Genomic DNA, 17,308 nt, shown 5'->3' on the forward strand with positions numbered 1-17,308 from the left:
CCAAAGGTCCGTTTGGCTGGCTGCCGTTGTCATCCACGAAAATGATCCTGTGCCCTGCGTGTGGCTGCAAGCGCTGCCCCAAGGCAAGCGACCATGATCTGGCATGCACGGACAGCAACGAGCCCGGACAGCCAGGGAGCGTGTACCAATGACCATTGAGCGCAAGCAACCCAAGCCCAAGACCTGCAAAAACCCAGCATGCAGGGCCTCATTCGTCCCGCAGCGCCTCGGACAGGCTGTGTGCAGTCCGAAGTGCGGCCTGGCCATCAAGGAAGTGAACCAGGAGAAGGCGCACAAGTCGCTGGCCCAGGTTGGCCGCGCCGACATCAAGGTTCGAAAGGAGGCCCTGAAAAGTCGCGGCGACCATATGCGCGAGGCTCAGCAGGCGTTCAACGAGTACATCCGCGCCCGTGACCAGGCCGCCGGTCACCTCTGCATCTCCAGTGGGAAGCCGTTGGACTGGAGCGGCAACGCGGTAGATGCAGGGCATTACCGCAGCGTCGGCTCAGCGCCGCACCTGCGCTTCGATGAGCGCAACTGCCACGCACAGAGCAAGCAGGACAACCGGTTCCTTTCCGGCAATGCCGTGGACTACCGGATCGGCCTGATCGCGCGCATCGGCCAGGAGGCGGTCGACGCCCTGGAATCTGACCAGAGCGTGCGCAAGTACACCATCGAAGAGATCAAGGCCATCAAGGCTGAGTACCAGGCAAAGACCAGAGAATTGAAGAGGGCGGCAGCATGATCTATACGAGCGTATCAGGAGCGGTCGTTGCAGCGTTGGCCGCTGGCGAGAAGTGCGCCTCTAAGGGGCAGGCATGGCAGAAGCTCTACAACCCCAGCGAAGAGGATGGCGGATGCCTTGCATCACTCTCTTCTGGCGGCGGCGATTTGGACAGAGCCCAGGTTGACTACTGGCTTGCCGCTAGGCTGCACCACATGCTCAAGCCTCGTCACTGGGACGTGCTGGGCGCTAAGTACAGCACTGGCCGTGCCAGGCGGTTGCAGGCGATCACCGGCATCATCCCTCTGGTGCCTAGCCCTGCACCAGCGCTGTTCGTACATAAGGCCGTCACCACTTGGTCGATCCCGAAGATGAAAGGAGCAAAGCGGAAAGGGCCAACATCGGTAACGGTGGAAATCCCTCTTGAGGTCGATGACTCTCGCCGCGATAAATTGATCAGCGCAGCGATTGCAGCTGGGAAGTCGGAGCGCGCAAGGCTTGAGGCGCTGGATCAGGATCTGATCGTTCTTCCCGACAGCTTTTACGACATGAATACTTGGGATATCGATGCGGCGCCCGAGTCAACCCGATATCGCTGGAGAGACGGAATCAAGAAAGAGCTCAACTTGATGGTCAAGGAAGCGCTCGCAGAGGTTCGGTTGATTCTTGAAGAGGAAGGCCTTTTAGTTCAGGACGCGGCATAGCTATTGACAACAGTGAGAAAGTGAGAGAAATTATACCCATCCTGTCATTCCTGCGTGTGTAGGACTGACTAAAAAGAGCCCGGCTACCGCGCCGGGTTTTTTATTGCTCAAAATTCACTGCAGCCAGGGCAGCCCTCGGGAGGCCTGGACGCTGATAAGCCGGTAGTGCAGCGCTACGGAAAAACACCGGCAGCCCGCGCGCCCTGACCTAACACGCTTTCAGGGTGGCGCGAGACAGGAACAGCGAGATCGATGCACTTGGGTGTCGACGCCGTGATGGTCTTTGGCTGGCAGCGTGGGAAGACACGCAATTGCGGGTAGCGCAGGTCGCTAGACAGCCTTCCAAGCTTTCGATCAGGGTTCGATTCCCTGTATCCGCTCCAAATCTGGCCCGAAGCATTGACGGTTGATGCGCCCGGCTCATAACCGGGGGAAGAGGGTTCAAGCCCCTACGGGCCGACCAGGCACGGGGCCTCAAGCCTCTGCGGCGTAGATCTGAGAACTTTCAGGGAGCCAAAACAACTTGAGCAACTGAGGGGGAGTGCCTCGGTGCCTTTTCAGGGCCTCGATATTGATCGGGGCCTTCTTGTTTTCGGCCCCGCCACACCCTTCGCTCTGAGCTGGGAGTGCCGCCGGGGCTGATCTATTCATCATGGAGTATCCAATGGCAGAACCAACGAGCACTGCCGCCGGCGTATTGCTGGTGAAGTACGGCGTGGTCATGGCTGCATTCATTGGCTCGATTCTGTCTCTCGGCTTTCTGAGGGATCTAACCCGGGGCCAGGCAGCCGCAGCGGTGGCCACCGGTTTCTTTTTCTCGATGTACCTGTCTCAGCCTGTCACTGGCTGGATCGCCACGCGGCTCGACCTTGTAGTCGATGACAACCTCCTATGTGGCGTTGCCTTCGTACTTGGCCTGACCGCCATGAACATCATCCCGGCCATCAAAGCAGTCATAGGGTCCTTCCCGACGACGCGAGGTGCCTGACATGAACAGTATTCTTGTATCGGCGCTGAGCGCGGCTGACGCGTTCCTATGTGTCCTTGTCGCCCTGGCGGCCTGTGACTACCTGCGCCGCGTAAGGCCGGTTGACCATCCGCTCCTATGCACGGCCTTCTACTTGGTAGCCATTGGTGCATTCGGCGCTTTTGTCACCTCGATCCAGGGGCATTGGGTAAACCCGTTCGGCGTGATGCTTCACGCGGGCGTTGTGGTTTATGCCTGGGCGAAACGCGGCCAGGTAATGGCCTGCACTGATTAATCCGCGCCACGATTTGGCGCATTCGAAAACGTGGCGCGGAGATTCAGGCTTATGGATAGGCCATACCCACCGGCGTCATTGCTTGAGCTTTCCGATCTGTCCGACTTCGGCATCCGCCTGACGCCTGCGCCCGAAGTGTGGGAATGGCTGCAGGCCGAGATCCTTGCTGACAGCGGCACCATTCACAATGAAGACCATGCCCACCTACTGGATGCAGATATCCGGGTCATGTGGGCATCGTCGAGCTTCGAGAAGCAGAGCAGGACGGTATTGGGCCAGGCCGAACAGGTAGCGTTTCGCGCCGGCGGTTGGCAGAAAGCCCGGATGGAGCAGCAGATGCGTGATTGGTTCGGCGAGGTGCCGGCCTTCATCATTACCCTGGCTGCCGACTACTGCGCCCAGTGCAGCGACCTCGAGTTCTGCGCCCTGATCGAGCACGAGCTGTATCACCTGGCTCACGCGACCGACAAGTACGGTCAACCAGCATTCACCCAAGACGGTGCACCAAAGATCAAGCTGCAGGGGCACGACGTCGAAGAGTTCGTCGGTGTCGTCCGCCGCTATGGTGCGAGCCCTGAGGTTCAAGCGTTGGTGGATGCTGCAAACAGTCCTGCTGAGGTGGGGAAATTGAACATTGCGAGGGCCTGCGGAACCTGTCTGCTCAGATCGGCCTGATTCTTGACAGGCTCTAGACGGATGAGAATTTATGGCAGTCCTGAAAAATGAGGTGAAGAGCTTCATCGTTCAGGCGCTGGCGTGCTTTGACACCCCCTCCCAAGTGGTGGAAGCCGTCAAGAACGAATACGGGGTTGTGGTAAGTCGCCAGCAGGTCGAGACGCACGACCCAACCAAGTCGGCCGGGAAGGGGCTTGCCGTGAAGTGGGCGACCCTGTTTCACGATACCCGCAAGCGATTCCGAGAAGAGACCGCCGAGATCCCGATCGCCAACCGCGCCTACCGGCTTCGTGGCCTGGGGCGAATGGCAGAGAAGGCCGAGAACATGCGCAACCTGGCGCTGACCGCTCAGTTGTATGAGCAGGCCGCCAAAGAGGTGGGCGATGTCTACGTGAATCGCCGCCTCGAACCTGAGAAACCTCTGGGCTCCCAAGCAGACCAGCTGCACGCCGTTGCTGAGTACACCTTGGAGCCTGATGAGAATGTCCCCGCTACCCCGTACCTTTGACCCGCCGGTAAAGCTGACGCCCAAGCAGGCGAACATTTACTGCTGGGGCTTCCAGCCTGAGGCCCGTTTCCGCGATGCGGTGTGTGGGCGACGGTTCGGCAAGACGTTCCTGGGCAAGGCCGAGATGCGTCGTGCTGCCCGCTTGGCTGCGGAGTGGGGCGTAAGCGTCGAGGATGAGATCTGGTACGGCGCGCCTACCTTCAAGCAGGCCAAGCGCGTGTTCTGGCGGCGACTGAAGCAGGCGATCCCCGAGGCTTGGCGTGCGCACCGCCCGAACGAGACGGAATGCTCGATCACGCTCAAATCAGGCCACGTCATGCGCGTGGTTGGGCTCGACAACTACGACAACCTGCGGGGCTCCGGCCTGTTCTTCGTCTTGGTGGATGAATGGGCGGACTGCCCGTGGGCGGCATGGGAAGAAGTTCTTCGCCCGATGCTCTCGACCTGTCAGTACCAGATCCCTGGCGTCGGGATGCGCAAGGGCGGTCATGCGCTGCGCATTGGCACGCCGAAAGGCTTCAACCACTGCTACGACACATACCTCGACGGAAAGCCTGGTGGCGAGCCTGACCACAAGAGCTGGCAGTACACATCCTTGCAGGGCGGCAACGTTCCAGAGGAAGAGCTCGAGGCTGCCAAGCGCAAGATGGACCCCCGGACGTTTCGGCAAGAGTACGAAGCTGGCTTCGAAAACTACGCCGGTGTCGTCTACTACACGTTCAATCGTGACGAATGCCGAACCAGCGAACGAATCAAGCCGGGCGAAGCGCTTCACATCGGGATGGACTTCAACGTCATGAAGATGGCGGCCGTCGTCTATGTAGTGCGTGACGACCTTCCGATGGCCCTGGATGAGTTTCACGGTGTTCGGGACACGCCGGAGATGATCGAGAAAATCCAGGCCCGGTTCCCTGGTCACTCGGTGGCGGTATATCCCGACGCCAGCGGGCAGAACACCAGCAGCAAAAACGCGAGCGAGTCCGACCTTTCGCTACTGAAGAAAGCGAAGTTCACAGTGATCGTCGACTCCACAAACCCGGGCGTGAAAGACCGTGTGAACTCGGTGAACGCTATGTTCCTGAACGCCTACGGCGAGCGTCGCCTGAAGGTGAACATCGATCAATGCCCTCAGCTCACCCTGTGTCTTGAGCGACAGACCTACACCGACAAGGGTGAGCCGGACAAAGATCCGAAAAAGGGTCACGACCACATGAACGACGCCGCCGGCTACTTCATCGCCAAGCGTTATCCGATCAAAACAATCGTTACCTCAATGAAAATGGGAGTCGCCCGATGACGGACGTCACTTTCACCCGTTCCGAGTACACGGCGGCACAGTACCGCTGGCGCTTGGTGCGCGACGTCTGCAAGGGCTCGGAAACGGTCAAGGTTGCTGGCGATTACTACCTGCCCCGGCCGAATGCCTCGGACAAGTCCCAGGATAACAAGGATCGGTACGACGCTTACAAGAAGCGTGCTGTGTTCTACAACGCCACCGGCCGGACGAAACACAGCCTGGTGGGCGCGGTGTTTCGCACATGGCCAACGCTGACTGTTCCCGGTGCGCTCGATTACGTCGCAACTGACATCGACGGGCAGGGTGTCAGCGTTTACCAGCAATCGCAGTCGGTTATCGGGCATTTGCTCGAAGTCGGCCGTCACGGTCTGCTTGTTGACTACGCGGCTGTCGAGCCTGGCACCGTGAGCAGGGCAGACGAGCATGCCGGTCGCGCCCGTGCAAATGTCGCCAGCTACCCGGCTGAGTCGATCATCAACTGGAAGACGCGCCAGGTTGGCGGTCAGCACCTGTTGAGCCTGGTTGTGCTACGTGAAAAGGTCGACGTCGATACGGATGACGGGTTCGGCAGTGAGCAGGCTACCCAATACCGTGTGCTGCGCCTGGACGTTTCCGGCGTGTACACCCAGGAAGTATGGGAGGAGGGCTCCAGCAAGGCGGAGATGACCGTCGCGCCATTTGCCCCTCTGAACGGCTCAGGCCAGCCATGGCGCATCATCCCGTTCCAGTTCCTGGGCAGCGAGAACAACGACACCAGCATTGACGACTCGCCGTTGTACGACATGGCCGAAGTGAACATCGGGCATTACCGCAACAGCGCGGATTATGAAGAGGCAGCGTACTTGGTGGGCCAGCCCCAGCCATGGATGTCTGGCCTTGATGAGCAATGGCGCGACCACCTCGAAAAAGCCGGGATATTCCTGGGATCGAGGGCGCCTTGGTTGCTCCCCGTGAATGGTGCATGTGGCGTATGGCAGGCGCAGCCCAACACCGTCGCCAAAGAGGCAATGGACGCCAAGAAGCAGGACATGGTGTCCCTGGGTGCCCGGCTGATTGAGCGCGGCAGTGCAGTGAAGACTGCAACTCAGGCCGACAACGACAGCGCCGCCGAACACAGCGTTCTCTCGTTGGTGGTCAGCAACGTAAGCGAGGCGTACAGCCAGTGCCTGGTCTGGATGGCCGAGTTCGTGAATGCCACCGGCGAGGTGGTCTACAAGCTCAACCAAGACTTCAGCCAGATCACTCTGGACGCAACGATCCTTTCGGCGCTGTTCAATGCCGTGCAGGGCGGCAAGCTGCCCGAGGGCGACTTCTGGCAGTACCTGCGCGATCGCGGCGTGATCAACCCGGAGAAAACGGACGACGAAATCCGGGATGAGCTAGAGGCACAAAGCACTGGGCCAGCCCTGGACGACACCGAGGTAATTCCGAATGGCGGCAAACCAAGCAATCCTTGACGCCACCATCCGGCATGCCGTGTTCCTGGAGCAGCTGAAATCAGGGGAGGTTGCGAAGTTCGCCCCCTTCCTCAAGGAGATCGACCGCTCGATTCGTGAGCGGCTGACGCGGGCGGACCTGACGGACTACACCGTCGCCCGCCTGGAGCGGCTGCTGAGCGAGGTTGATAGCCTGCTGCTGGGTATCTTCGACCGGTACAGCGAGAAGCTGAACCTCGACTTGGTGGACATCGCCAATTACGAGGCCGAGTTTGAAGCAACCAGCCTGACCCGGGCGGCACCGGTGGGCGTCACCTTCGACGCGGCGGTGCCAGGTGCTGCGGCAATCAGGGCGGCAATCCTCACAAACCCGCTCAGCGTGCGCGGTGCGGACGGCGGGAAGCTGCTCAAGTCGTTCATTGATGGCTTCAGCGATACCGAGCGGCAACGCCTCACAGGCGCGATCAGGCAGGGCTTCTTCGAAGGCCGGACGAACTTCCAGATCATCAAGAATATTCGCGGTACCAAGGCGCTCCAGTACAACGACGGCATCCTGGCCACGACCAACCGCAACGCCGGCACCATCGTGCGAACGGCGGTGCAGCACGTCGCAACCCAGGCTCGCATGGAGACGCTGAAGGAAAACAGCGACGTCGTGCAGTTCGTGGAGATCGTTGCCACGCTGGATAGCAAGACTACGCAGGAATGCCGATCGCTGGATAAGCGCCGGTTTCCTCTCGCTTCAGGGCCCAGGCCGCCGTTCCATATCAATTGCCGAACCACTCTGGTTGCGGTGACCAGGTTCAGCGCCATGTTTGCTGAAGGTGCGACGCGTGCCTCAATCGGCGCCGACGGCCCGCAGCAGGTGAGGGCAGACCTCAGCTACTACGACTGGCTCAAGCAACAGCCGGCAGCGTTTCAGGACAAGGCCATCGGCCCGGTACGCGCCAAGCTGTTCCGCGAAGGCGGCCTGAGCATCGAACGATTCTCCGAGCTGCAGCTTGATCGAAACTTTTCACCTCTGACCCTTGTGCAGATGAAGGCTCTTGAGCCTCTGGCGTTCGAGCGGGCGGGCATCAAATAGCAGGCAGGGCCTGCACCAACGTCTCCGGGAGACAAACAAATGGGTTTGAAATATCAGTTGGACACTCTCGACGGTCTCGATGACTCCGTCAAATCGCTCTACACCGAGAAGGAAGGCAAGTTTGTCCTCGGTATTGAAGGCCTGCCGCAACCAGAAGATGTATCCGGCCTGAAGTCGAAGGTGGAAGAGCTGCTCGGCGAGAAGAAAGCCGCCGAGAAGGCTCGCAAGGATGCGGAAGAGCAGGCCAGGCTGGAGCGTGAAGAGGCCGCTCGCAAGTCCGGCAACGTCGAGGAGCTCGAAAAGTCCTGGTCTGAAAAGTACAACCGCCGCGAAGCTGAGCTGAACGGCATGCTGGAGCAGGAGCGTGGAACGCTGAGTACTCAGATCCGGGATCTGACCGTCGGCCGTACCGCTACTGACATCGCGTCTGCCCTGGCAATCCCAGGCAGCGCCAAAGCCCTGTTGCCGCATATCGAACGCCGTTTGAGCGTCGAGCAGCGCGACGGGAAGCCTGTTGTGGTCGTCCTCGACCAGCAGGGCAAGCTCTCCGCAGCAACGCTGGAAGAGCTGAAAGCAGAATTCGCAAACGACACGGCCTTCGCGCCGTTGATCGCGGGTAGCAAAGCATCTGGCGGCGGGGCTGCGGGTGCTGGAGGTGGCGGCGGGGCCGCAAAAGGAAAAATCGGCGGCACCAAAGAGGAACGACAGGCCGCGATCGCGAGCCGGTTCCCGGATCTCCCACAATCGTAAGGAAATAACTCATGTCCCTGTCGCAAATGCAGGTTTTCAACCAATACATCATGCCGGCGACTCTCGAGACGCTGGATCAGTATCTCGCCGCTTTCAACGCCGCCAGCCGCGGCGCAATCGTGCTGTCTCCGGACGGCTTCACCGGTGACTTCCTCCAAGAGTCGTTCTTCCAGACCCTGGCCGCCGCCCAGCGCCGCGTGGACCGCTACAGCGCAAACGCTACCGTCGCCGCTACCGACCTGACTGAACTGAAGAACACTTCGGTGAAGGTAGCCGGCGGCTTCGGTCCGATCCGCTACGAGCCGTCGCAAATGACCTGGCTGGAGCGCCCAACCGCGCAAGGCATCGAAGTCGCCAGCCGCGCGTTCGCTGAAATCCTGCTGAAGGACCAGCTGAACACCGCGATCGCCGCCCTGGTTGCCGCAATCACCGCCCAGGCTGCTGCCGTCAACGATGTGTCGGCTACCGCTGGCATCACCTACGCTGGCTTGAACAACGCCCACGCGAAGTTCGGCGACGCAAGCCAGAACCTGGTCACCCAGGTGATGCAGGGCACCAGCTACCACAAGTTGGTCGGCCAGAACCTGGCAAACCAACAGCAGCTGTTCCAGGCGGGCAACGTCCGTGTTGTGGACATCCTCGGCAAGATCTCCGTTGTGACGGATGCCCCGGCGCTGATGCAGGCCGGCACCCCGAACAAGGAAATCATCCTGTCCCTGGTGCAAGGCGCTGCGCTGGTCCATGACGGCCGTGACATCATCAGCAACGTCCAGACCACCAACGGCAAGGAGCGTATCGAAACTACGCTCCAAACCGACTACACCTTTGGCCTGGGTCTGAAGGGCTACACCTGGGACACCACCACCGGCGGCAAGTCGCCTACCGACGCCGAACTGGCGACCGGTACCAACTGGGACAAGACCGCCACCAGCATCAAGCACACCGCCGGTGTGGCTCTGATCGGTGACGCCTCCAAGTAACCCTGACAGCTGAGTCGGGCCCAGTGCTCGGCTTGGCGAGGACACGATCATGAGCAACAAGAACATCTGGTATCTGCCTGGTCCATTCCACCAGTACCAGGAAGACGTGAAGGCGCTGGCCAAGGAGAACGGCCTGCGCATTGTCGACGCAAGCGTTACTGAAAGCCGCGAAGATGCTGCCGACGATGTGCCTGAGGTGACGGTCAAGGAAGTGCCGAAGGTGTTGCTGATCGATGGTGACGGTTCCAGCATCAACATCGACGCCTTCCGTGTCGAACTCGAATCTGTCGGCCTGATCGTCGAGTCATTCGCTGATCAAGCGCTGGCACGTCCAGAAGGCGAGCTTGGCCCTATCGCTGATCGCCTGTTTCAGGTGTTCGAAGCGGTAAACGCTGGCGTGGAAAGCCTCATCCGCGAGCGTGACGGCGAAGTCGAAAAGGTGAAAGCTCTTCAACTGCAGGTAGATGATCTTCTCCAGCAGATCGACAAAGCTGGTCGGGAAGATGCCGACGCGAAGGAAATCGCCGACCTGAAAGCAAAGCTCGATGAAGCCAAGGTGCCGTACCGTGCCAACGCCTCGAAAGAATCCTTGGAAAAGCTCGTCGCTGATCTGCCCAAGGCGTGATAATGCTGGCTGCCGGTGACCCGGTGGCCGATCTCAAACCATTCCAGCGAGTTGACGCATGACACTCATCATCGAGGACGGTACCGGCAAGCCTGACGCCGAAAGCTACGCGAGCGCTGAGGACTTGGCCCTGTATGCCGTGAAATTCGGCACAGTTATCCCCGCAGGCGTTCCCGAGCAGGAAGCGTTGCTGCGCCGCGCCGCCTTGGCGATGGATGGCAAGACCTGGAAAGGCCGCAAGATGAGCAGCGAGCAGGCCCTATCCTGGCCGCGCCGGGAAGTGCTGCTGGATCACGAGATCAAGCCGAACAACTACCTGCCGGCGCGTATCCAGTACGGCCAAATGGCCCTGGCCGCCGAGATTCATCAGGACGATATCGACCCGGTGGAGAAGCGCAAAGGCGCGGTAACGCTGGAGCGTGTCGAAGGCGCGGTGACTCGCGAGTACGCGACTATTCCGAACACCAGCGGCCGACTGCTGCCAGCGGCGCCTGATCGACCCAGTGCTACGCAGTTTTCCGACTATTTGCAGCGGCGCGGACTATTTGCCGTTAGGGCCTAGAATGGGCACCTGGAAACGATCTTCAATATTCTGGCCTGGTGATGGATGGAGATAGTTGATTTGCTCGTAGATCTAATTTCACTAGCTTTGATTTTAACAGGCATCACGGAGTGGTTTTTTCTGTGGCTGATTCTGTTTTTTAGCGTATCAGTGCGAAACCAAGGTTTGCATCGAAGCAGGCGACGAATGATTGCGTTATGCAGTCTGCCTTTGATTGCACTGTTTCAGGCGGTTATGTCGTACAAGTTTTACGACGATAGCCACAGCAACTGGCTGATTGTTTTGTCTGCGGCGGCAATTCCCGCATTTGCTCTTCTATATTTGCGTGCTTTCTTTTTAAAGAAATCAGACTTTACCCACTAGAAACCTCTGGAGAAATCATGGCCACCTTCTACGACGAAATGGCCGTGATGGCTCTGGAGATGATCACAGAGTTCGGCCAGCCCGTGACCATCAGCAAGACGGAGCCGGGCGAGTACGACCCGGAAACGGGCGGCGAAGCGCCTGGCGCGACTGTCGAGCAAATTGCCAAGGGCATCCTGCTCGACTTCACCGGCCAAGAATTCCAGAACAACAGCCTGATCAAACAGGGCGACAAAAAGCTCAAGATCGCCGCGCAGGGTTTGGCCTGGGTGCCCGGCCTACTCGATAAGGTGGTCGTGCAGGGGCGCACCTGGGCAATCGTCCCACCACTGAAAGAGGTCAACCCCGCCGGTACGCCTATCTTGTATGAGTTGCAGGTGCGGTCGTGAGCCGGGCGGGCGCCGGCCAGTCCGGCAGCTTCGCCCTGAGCCTCGCCGAGTTCGCCGCCCAGGCCAGCGAAGCAATCGATGCGAGCCTGCGCGAGATCATCATCGAGATTGGTAGCAGCATCATTCGTATGTCGCCGGTGGGCAACCCTGAAATATGGGCGGCCAACGTTGCTCATCGCGAGGCCAATTCCCGCGCTGCCGATGACTACGACTTCAAAGTCGCCGTCCGCAACACGCTCATCAACCTGAACGAATCGAACTTCACGAAGGCGGGTAACCTCAAGCGCGGCGTGAAATATGCCAAACCGCTAACGAAGACCGAGCGCGACCAGAACTTCAGCGTGAATGGCTTGGTGGCTGGCCGAGACTATGTTGGCGGTCGCTTTCGGGCGAACTGGAATTTCTCCATCGGCTCTGTCGACAACAGCTTCCGTATTCACCCAGACCCGACAGGGATCGAGGCAACCGCAAGGCTTGTCGCGGGTGCCATTGAGTTCAAGGCCGGGCAAACAGCTTTCATCGTTAACAACTTGCCCTATGCGATTCCGCTGGAGTTCGGCCATTCCACCCAGGCCCCCGGCGGCATGGTTCGGGTCACCGTGGCTCGCTTTCAGCAGATCGTGCTGGAGGCCATCAGGAACAACCAGGTATGAGTCATGCAATCATCGCCTCGATCTACGAGGCCAAGCTCATCGCCTGGAACGCTGCCAGGTCGGAGAAGCTGAAGATCGTTTTCGAGAACACGGCCTACACGCCAGCGGACGGCGAGACGTATCTGCGGGCTTTCACGATCCCCGGAGACACCGCGAGCAACACACTCGGCGGCGATCACCGGTTGTTCACCGGAGTGTTCCAGGTGAGCATTATCGCGCCGGCCGGCACCGGCAAGGCCAAGACGAATCCAATCTCAGCAGAACTTACCGACCTGTTCCCTCTTTACGCGCGGGACACGAAGGGCGCGGTTACCGTGGTGACAATGTCGCCAGTTGACCAAGGGCCAGGCATCACTGGCGATTCCACCTACACCGTGCCGGTCTCGTTCTTGTACCGAGCCGACACGAACTGATCCCGCCCATTGGGCAAACCCAGAGACCCGCCACTGAGCGGGTTTTTTCACATCTGCAAAGAGGAAATACCCCATGGGCTACAAACTCCCGAACGGCGGCACCTTCCAGCACGCCGCAACCTACGCGACCGCACTGGCGTTCACTGCCATCAGCAACGCTGCCGAAGCGGTGGCTACCGTTGTAGGTGGCACCATCGCTGCCGGCGATATCGTTCTGCTGACATCCGGCTGGAGCAAGCTGGACAGTAAGGTGGTGCGTGTGAAAGCAGCAACCGCGACGGCAATCACCCTTGAAGGCATCGATACCACCGATACCCAGGTTTTCTCTGTTGGCGGCGGCGGCGGGACCATGCGCAAGGTTCTGACCTGGGTGCAGATCCCGCAGATTTCCGATGTCGCTTTCTCCGGCGGCGAGCAGAACTACCTTGACGTGGTGTTCCTTGAGGACGACCAAGGCAAGCAGATTCCCACCGACAAGTCGGCCGCGAGCATGGTGCTGACCCTGGCCGATGACCCAATTCAGGACTTCAACAAGGTGCTGATGAAGGCTGACGCTGGCAAGCAGGTTGAAGCTGCTCGCCTGAACCTCCCCGGCAACGACACTCTGCTGTACGGCGCCTACACGTCGTTCTCCAAGCAGCCGGCCGTGTCCCGCAACAACCTGCTGACCCGTACCGTCAGCCTGGCGCTGCAGGCCGAGCCCACTCGCTACCTGACTGCGGTGGTGTAACCCATGGCCAAGATCCGTATCGCGCAGAACGCCACGTTCAATGCGCTCGTGCTGATCCCCATCGTTGGCAGCACGCCAGAGAAGGTCGAGTTCACCTTCAAGTACCGGGATCGTGCGGAGCTTGCCGCCCTGTTTGACGAATGGAACGAAAAGCAGGGAAAGGCGCGCGCCGCTCTTGGCGATAAGCCAACCTGGTCGGAAATCGTCGCTGTAGATACCGAGCAGCAGGCGCAGCAGATCAAAGATCTCGTGGTTGGCTGGGGCTTCGACGACGAATACAGCGACGACAACATCGTCGCGTTCGTGAAGTCCTGCCATGGCGCCGCCGAGGCTGTCGTCAAAGCTCACGAAGGCGCTTACAGCCAGGCCCGCTTGGGAAACTGATCGAGGCCGCGCGCGCCATGTACTCGCCCAGCGCGCCCGATGAGCTCATCAGCGTGTTTGGCTTCGCCCCGGGCGACCTTGACGAAGATGTGGAGGTCTGGCCCTGCAACTGGCCTGCCTTCCTCCTGTTCAACAGGATGTCCACGCAGTGGCGGGCGGGCACCGGCGGCGCGATCGGTCTCGACTACAGCAGCATCCGCGACGTGGCCGGCTTCCTCGGCATCAAGAAAAAGAAACTCGCTGAAATCTTCCCTGACCTCCAGGTGTTGGAAGGCGAAGCCCTGCGCGTCATGGCGGAGGAAAGGGAAAACAGCCCGTAATCACGGGCACTTATTCAAGGTGAGTCGATGAACATTGCAGAACTCGGCGTCAAGATCGACTCGGCCGATGCGATCCAGGCCAAAACAAGCCTGGATGAGATGGCCAAGGCCGGCGGCCGGGCCGAGCAGTCCGCCGTCTCGCTGATGAACGAAATGGAGGCGCTGGAAAAGTCGCTGTCCACCAGCGCCAAAACTACCCAGGACCTGGCCAAGCAGCGTGATGCTCTCGCCAAGCTGACCAAGACCGGCGCCTATGGCGAGGCCGAAGCGGCGAAGATCTCCGCGCAACTCGACAAGCAGCAAGTGGCCCTGGCCAAGTCTGCTCTGGATGAGCAAAAAGCTCTCAACAGCTTACTGGGGGCAATTGACCCGGCCCGCGCCGCGTTGGCGAAACTCGACACTCAAGTCGAGCAACTCGGCAAGCACTTGGACGCGGGGCGCCTGAGTCAGGACGACTACAACAAAGCCCTGGGCAATATCGACAAGGATTACGCCAAGCTCGAAAAGACCACCACCGGATTCGACAAGCTGCGCCTCGGCACCCGCCAGGCGCAGGAAAACGTTATGCAGCTCGGTAACGCCCTGTCGACCGGCGATTGGGGGAGCGGTGCCCGGGCAATCACGCAGATCGGCGTAGGGGCCGGCGCCTCCATGAGCGGTCTGCTGGCACTAGCTGCTCCGATTGGCCTTGTCGCCGCCGCCATAGGTGGGCTGGCCTACGCCTACTACAGCGGCAGCAGAGAGACGGAAGTCTTCAACAAAGCGCTGATCCTAACCGGCAACTATGCAGGTGCAAGCGCTGGACAGTTGGGCGATATGTCCCGCCAGGTCGCAGCGACCGTGGGCACCACGGGGCAGGCTGCGGACGTGCTGGCTACCCTGGCAGGTAGCGGTAAGCTCGCCAGCGGCAGTTTCGTAGAGATCGCCGAGGCGGCTCTATCCATGGAGAAGGCCACCGGCAAGTCCATCGAGGCAACCGTTGCCGAGTTCGTCAAGATCGCTGACGACCCAGTGGCCGCCGCCAAGTCGCTCAACGAGCAGTACCACTTCCTCACTGCCTCGGTTTATTCGCAGATCGTCGCACTCAAGGACCAAGGCGACGAAATCGGCGCCACCAAGCTGCTGACCGACACCTATGCCGACACTGTACAGACCAGATCCCGCCAGGTGATAGAGAACCTGAACCTGTGGGAGCGGGCATGGCTTGGCATCAAGAGTGCCGCGAGCGGCGCCCTAGATGGAATCAGCGATGTAGGCCGGCAGAAGAGCTACAACGACCAGATTAAGGACCTGCAGTCCAAGCTCACCGGCTCGGATGCGTTCGACGTTGGCGGCACGAGGATGAACGCCCAGGAGGTGAGCCCGAAGGTTCGGGCTCAGATTCAGGCGCAGATCACCTTTCTTACGCTGCAGCGTGATGCCGATGATGCCCGGATCAAGTATTTCGATGACCAGGGAAAGGCCCAGCAAGCGGCCATCGTCGCCAGCGACAAGATCGACGTGCTCACCAAGTCCTCGTGGACGAATGAGCAGAAGCGCGCCGAAGCACTCAAGGATTACAAGAAACAGCTCGACGATATCCGCAAGGTTTCGCCGAACGATCCGCGCCTGGCACAGGCCACGATCGACAAGAACGTCTCCAACATCAACGACAAATTCAAAGACCCCAAGGCCTCGGGTTCTCAGGTCGACCTGACCGGCTTCAACGACGCCAAGAACAACCTGGCAGCCATCGCCGCTGACTATAAAAACTACCAGAAGGAACTGGACGCGGCGCAGAAGGCTGGCCTGCTGTCCGAGGCTGACTACCTGCTGCGCCGCCAGGCCCTGATCGGCAACGAGCGCGATCAGGTTACGGCAGCCTACGAGGCGGAAATCACCGCGCTGGAAGCCGCCAAGGGCAAGAAGACCACGTCGGCCGCGCAAAGCATTCAGCTTGACCAGAAGATCGCTGACGCACGCGCAGGGATGGTCAAGGCGCAGAAGGATGCCGATAGCCAGCTTGAAGTGCTGGCCACCAATGACGCCGGGCGCCTTGCCAAGCAGGAGCGTGCAATCAGCACCTACATCCAGGCGCTGGGGCAGCAGCAGCGAGCCTTGGAGCTGGCTGGCCAGCGGGCAGTCCTCGGCGTGGGCCAGGGTGATCGCCAAAACGCGCTCAGCGGTGAGCTGAACAGCCAGCAAGACCGGTTTGCTCAGCAGTCCCTGGAGTTGGCCAACCAGAAGTCCGACCCGTCGCGGAACATGTCGGAGGAAGAGTTCAAGCGTAAATCCCAGGCGCTCGCCGATGCGAACAAGGCGGCCACCGACCAGATCCGCCAGAACTATGCGGATGTGGAGGCAGCGCAGGGTGATTGGACAAAAGGAGCAACGTCGGCTTGGGCCAACTACTTGGATTCGGCGAGCAACATTGCCGGACAGACAAAGACCTTGTTCGGCAATGCCTTCAGTTCGATGGAGGACGCCGTCGTCAACTTCGCCATGACAGGGAAGCTGTCTTTTGCTGACTTCACCAAGTCGATTCTGGCGGATATGGCGCGGATTGCCACTCGGCAGGCCAGTTCTGCGTTGCTGAGTAGCCTCGTCGGTGCTGCCACCAGTTACTTCACTGGCGGAGGCGGCAGTAACGGGCTGGCGGCTGGATCTGCTGGCGCTGCATCTTCCAACCTTGGCGCTTCAGCGGGGGGCTACTCGGGCAGCTACTTCCCGCAAGCCATGGGCGGCGCCTGGTCGGGCGGCGTGCAGATGTTCGCCGACGGCGGTGCCTTCACCAACTCCATCGTCAGCAAGCCAACCTCGTTTGGCATGGCGAACGGCAACATGGGTATCGCTGGTGAGGCCGGTCCGGAGGCGATCATGCCGCTGACCCGAACGTCCAGCGGCAAGCTCGGCGTTATGGCCATGGGCGGCGGTGGGGCTGGCGCAACGCAGATCAGTGTCGAGGTGCATATCGACGGAGACGGCAACGCATCGTCCTCCGCCGACGCGCCTGGTTATGACCTGTTCGGCAAGGAGCTGGCGACGTTCGTTGAGCAGAAGTATCAGGAACTGCGCAGCAGGGACATGCGCCAGGGCGGCGTCATCAACAACGCAATCAAGGGGCGATGATGGCTATCGAACGATTCACCTGGGCAACGGAAAAGGGCGCGGAGGGTGATGTGACCCAGCGCGTCCGGACCAAGCAGTTCGGCGATGGGTACGAGCAGTCGGTCGAAGACGGCCTCAATAACCAGTCTCAATCCTGGCCGCTCACATTCACCGGCGCCAAGGCTCGTGTTCTGGAAATCAAGGCGTTCCTAGATCGGCACAAGGGCGCCAAGGGATTTCTATGGGAGCCGCCCCTGGGCGAGCTTGGCCTCTACAAGTGCAACGGCTACAAGCCGGTTCACCGCGGTGGCCAGGTCTACGCCATCACCGCCACCTTCAAGCAAACCTTTCATCCCTGAGGC

21 protein-coding genes and 2 tRNA genes are annotated in these 17,308 nt (G+C 60.2%); all 23 read left to right on the top strand.

Annotation, left to right across the window (positions count from 1 at the left end; genetic code table 11):
• Window positions 1-148 precede the first annotated feature (148 nt).
• Entirely contained in the window at window positions 149-745 is a 597-nt protein-coding gene (locus BLR63_RS01880) for a recombination protein NinG (protein WP_083365916.1), read from the top strand.
• Window positions 742-1,428 carry a hypothetical protein gene (locus BLR63_RS01885; protein ID WP_010568145.1) on the top strand — a complete coding sequence of 229 codons (687 nt, stop codon included), beginning with the start codon at window positions 742-744 and terminating at the stop codon, window positions 1,426-1,428. The genes BLR63_RS01880 and BLR63_RS01885 overlap by 4 nt, the downstream gene beginning before the upstream one ends.
• 313 nt (window positions 1,429-1,741) lie before the next feature.
• A tRNA-OTHER gene (locus BLR63_RS01890) sits at window positions 1,742-1,811 on the top strand.
• A gap of 4 nt (window positions 1,812-1,815) precedes the next feature.
• A tRNA-Ile gene (locus BLR63_RS01895) sits at window positions 1,816-1,891 on the top strand.
• Between the two features lie 201 nt (window positions 1,892-2,092).
• Entirely contained in the window at window positions 2,093-2,416 is a 324-nt protein-coding gene (locus BLR63_RS01905) for a hypothetical protein (protein WP_016967662.1), read from the top strand.
• Window position 2,417: 1 nt separating this feature from the next.
• Window positions 2,418-2,690, top strand: coding sequence for a hypothetical protein (locus tag BLR63_RS01910; RefSeq protein ID WP_010567909.1), 273 nt, complete (start codon window positions 2,418-2,420; stop codon window positions 2,688-2,690).
• 51 nt (window positions 2,691-2,741) lie between these two features.
• Complete coding sequence (locus BLR63_RS01915) at window positions 2,742-3,365, top strand: putative metallopeptidase (protein WP_010567908.1); 624 nt, start codon at window positions 2,742-2,744, stop codon at window positions 3,363-3,365.
• Window positions 3,366-3,396: 31 nt separating this feature from the next.
• A complete protein-coding gene (locus tag BLR63_RS01920; RefSeq protein ID WP_010567907.1) occupies window positions 3,397-3,873 on the top strand; it encodes a DUF2280 domain-containing protein in 477 nt (158 codons plus the stop codon).
• Window positions 3,848-5,170 (top strand): phage terminase large subunit family protein, encoded by a 1,323-nt coding sequence (locus tag BLR63_RS01925; RefSeq protein WP_010567906.1) that lies wholly within the window; start codon window positions 3,848-3,850, stop codon window positions 5,168-5,170. The genes BLR63_RS01920 and BLR63_RS01925 overlap by 26 nt, the downstream gene beginning before the upstream one ends.
• A complete protein-coding gene (locus BLR63_RS01930; RefSeq protein WP_010567905.1) occupies window positions 5,167-6,627 on the top strand; it encodes a DUF4055 domain-containing protein in 1,461 nt (486 codons plus the stop codon). Before BLR63_RS01925 ends, BLR63_RS01930 begins: the two co-directional genes overlap by 4 nt.
• The gene (locus tag BLR63_RS01935) at window positions 6,602-7,690 is read left to right on the top strand and encodes a minor capsid protein (RefSeq protein ID WP_010567904.1); all 1,089 of its coding nucleotides are present in this window, start codon (window positions 6,602-6,604) and stop codon (window positions 7,688-7,690) included. The genes BLR63_RS01930 and BLR63_RS01935 overlap by 26 nt, the downstream gene beginning before the upstream one ends.
• Window positions 7,691-7,729: 39 nt before the next feature.
• Window positions 7,730-8,440 (top strand): hypothetical protein, encoded by a 711-nt coding sequence (locus tag BLR63_RS01940; protein ID WP_010567903.1) that lies wholly within the window; start codon window positions 7,730-7,732, stop codon window positions 8,438-8,440.
• Window positions 8,441-8,451: 11 nt separating this feature from the next.
• The gene (locus tag BLR63_RS01945; protein WP_010567902.1) at window positions 8,452-9,420 is read left to right on the top strand and encodes a major capsid protein; all 969 of its coding nucleotides are present in this window, start codon (window positions 8,452-8,454) and stop codon (window positions 9,418-9,420) included.
• 49 nt (window positions 9,421-9,469) lie between these two features.
• Window positions 9,470-10,045 carry a hypothetical protein gene (locus tag BLR63_RS01950; protein WP_010567901.1) on the top strand — a complete coding sequence of 192 codons (576 nt, stop codon included), beginning with the start codon at window positions 9,470-9,472 and terminating at the stop codon, window positions 10,043-10,045.
• A gap of 58 nt (window positions 10,046-10,103) precedes the next feature.
• On the top strand, window positions 10,104-10,607 hold the full coding sequence (locus BLR63_RS01955) for a DnaT-like ssDNA-binding protein (RefSeq protein WP_010567900.1): 504 nt from the start codon (window positions 10,104-10,106) through the stop codon (window positions 10,605-10,607).
• A 380-nt stretch (window positions 10,608-10,987) separates the two neighbouring features.
• Window positions 10,988-11,359 carry a hypothetical protein gene (locus BLR63_RS01965; protein WP_010567899.1) on the top strand — a complete coding sequence of 124 codons (372 nt, stop codon included), beginning with the start codon at window positions 10,988-10,990 and terminating at the stop codon, window positions 11,357-11,359.
• Window positions 11,356-12,012, top strand: coding sequence for a hypothetical protein (locus tag BLR63_RS01970; protein ID WP_010567898.1), 657 nt, complete (start codon window positions 11,356-11,358; stop codon window positions 12,010-12,012). The genes BLR63_RS01965 and BLR63_RS01970 overlap by 4 nt, the downstream gene beginning before the upstream one ends.
• On the top strand, window positions 12,009-12,425 hold the full coding sequence (locus BLR63_RS01975; RefSeq protein ID WP_010567897.1) for a phage tail terminator-like protein: 417 nt from the start codon (window positions 12,009-12,011) through the stop codon (window positions 12,423-12,425). The genes BLR63_RS01970 and BLR63_RS01975 overlap by 4 nt, the downstream gene beginning before the upstream one ends.
• A gap of 73 nt (window positions 12,426-12,498) precedes the next feature.
• Window positions 12,499-13,155 carry a phage tail protein gene (locus BLR63_RS01980; protein WP_010567896.1) on the top strand — a complete coding sequence of 219 codons (657 nt, stop codon included), beginning with the start codon at window positions 12,499-12,501 and terminating at the stop codon, window positions 13,153-13,155.
• Window positions 13,156-13,158: 3 nt separating this feature from the next.
• On the top strand, window positions 13,159-13,539 hold the full coding sequence (locus BLR63_RS01985) for a phage tail assembly chaperone (RefSeq protein WP_010567895.1): 381 nt from the start codon (window positions 13,159-13,161) through the stop codon (window positions 13,537-13,539).
• A 17-nt stretch (window positions 13,540-13,556) separates the two neighbouring features.
• Entirely contained in the window at window positions 13,557-13,859 is a 303-nt protein-coding gene (locus BLR63_RS01990; protein ID WP_010567894.1) for a DUF1799 domain-containing protein, read from the top strand.
• A 27-nt stretch (window positions 13,860-13,886) separates the two neighbouring features.
• Entirely contained in the window at window positions 13,887-16,967 is a 3,081-nt protein-coding gene (locus BLR63_RS01995; protein ID WP_010567893.1) for a phage tail tape measure protein, read from the top strand.
• Window positions 16,967-17,305 (top strand): phage tail protein, encoded by a 339-nt coding sequence (locus BLR63_RS02000; protein WP_010567892.1) that lies wholly within the window; start codon window positions 16,967-16,969, stop codon window positions 17,303-17,305. Before BLR63_RS01995 ends, BLR63_RS02000 begins: the two co-directional genes overlap by 1 nt.
• Window positions 17,306-17,308: the final 3 nt, after the last annotated feature.

This window comes from Pseudomonas extremaustralis, assembly GCF_900102035.1.
Lineage (GTDB): Bacteria > Pseudomonadota > Gammaproteobacteria > Pseudomonadales > Pseudomonadaceae > Aquipseudomonas > Aquipseudomonas extremaustralis.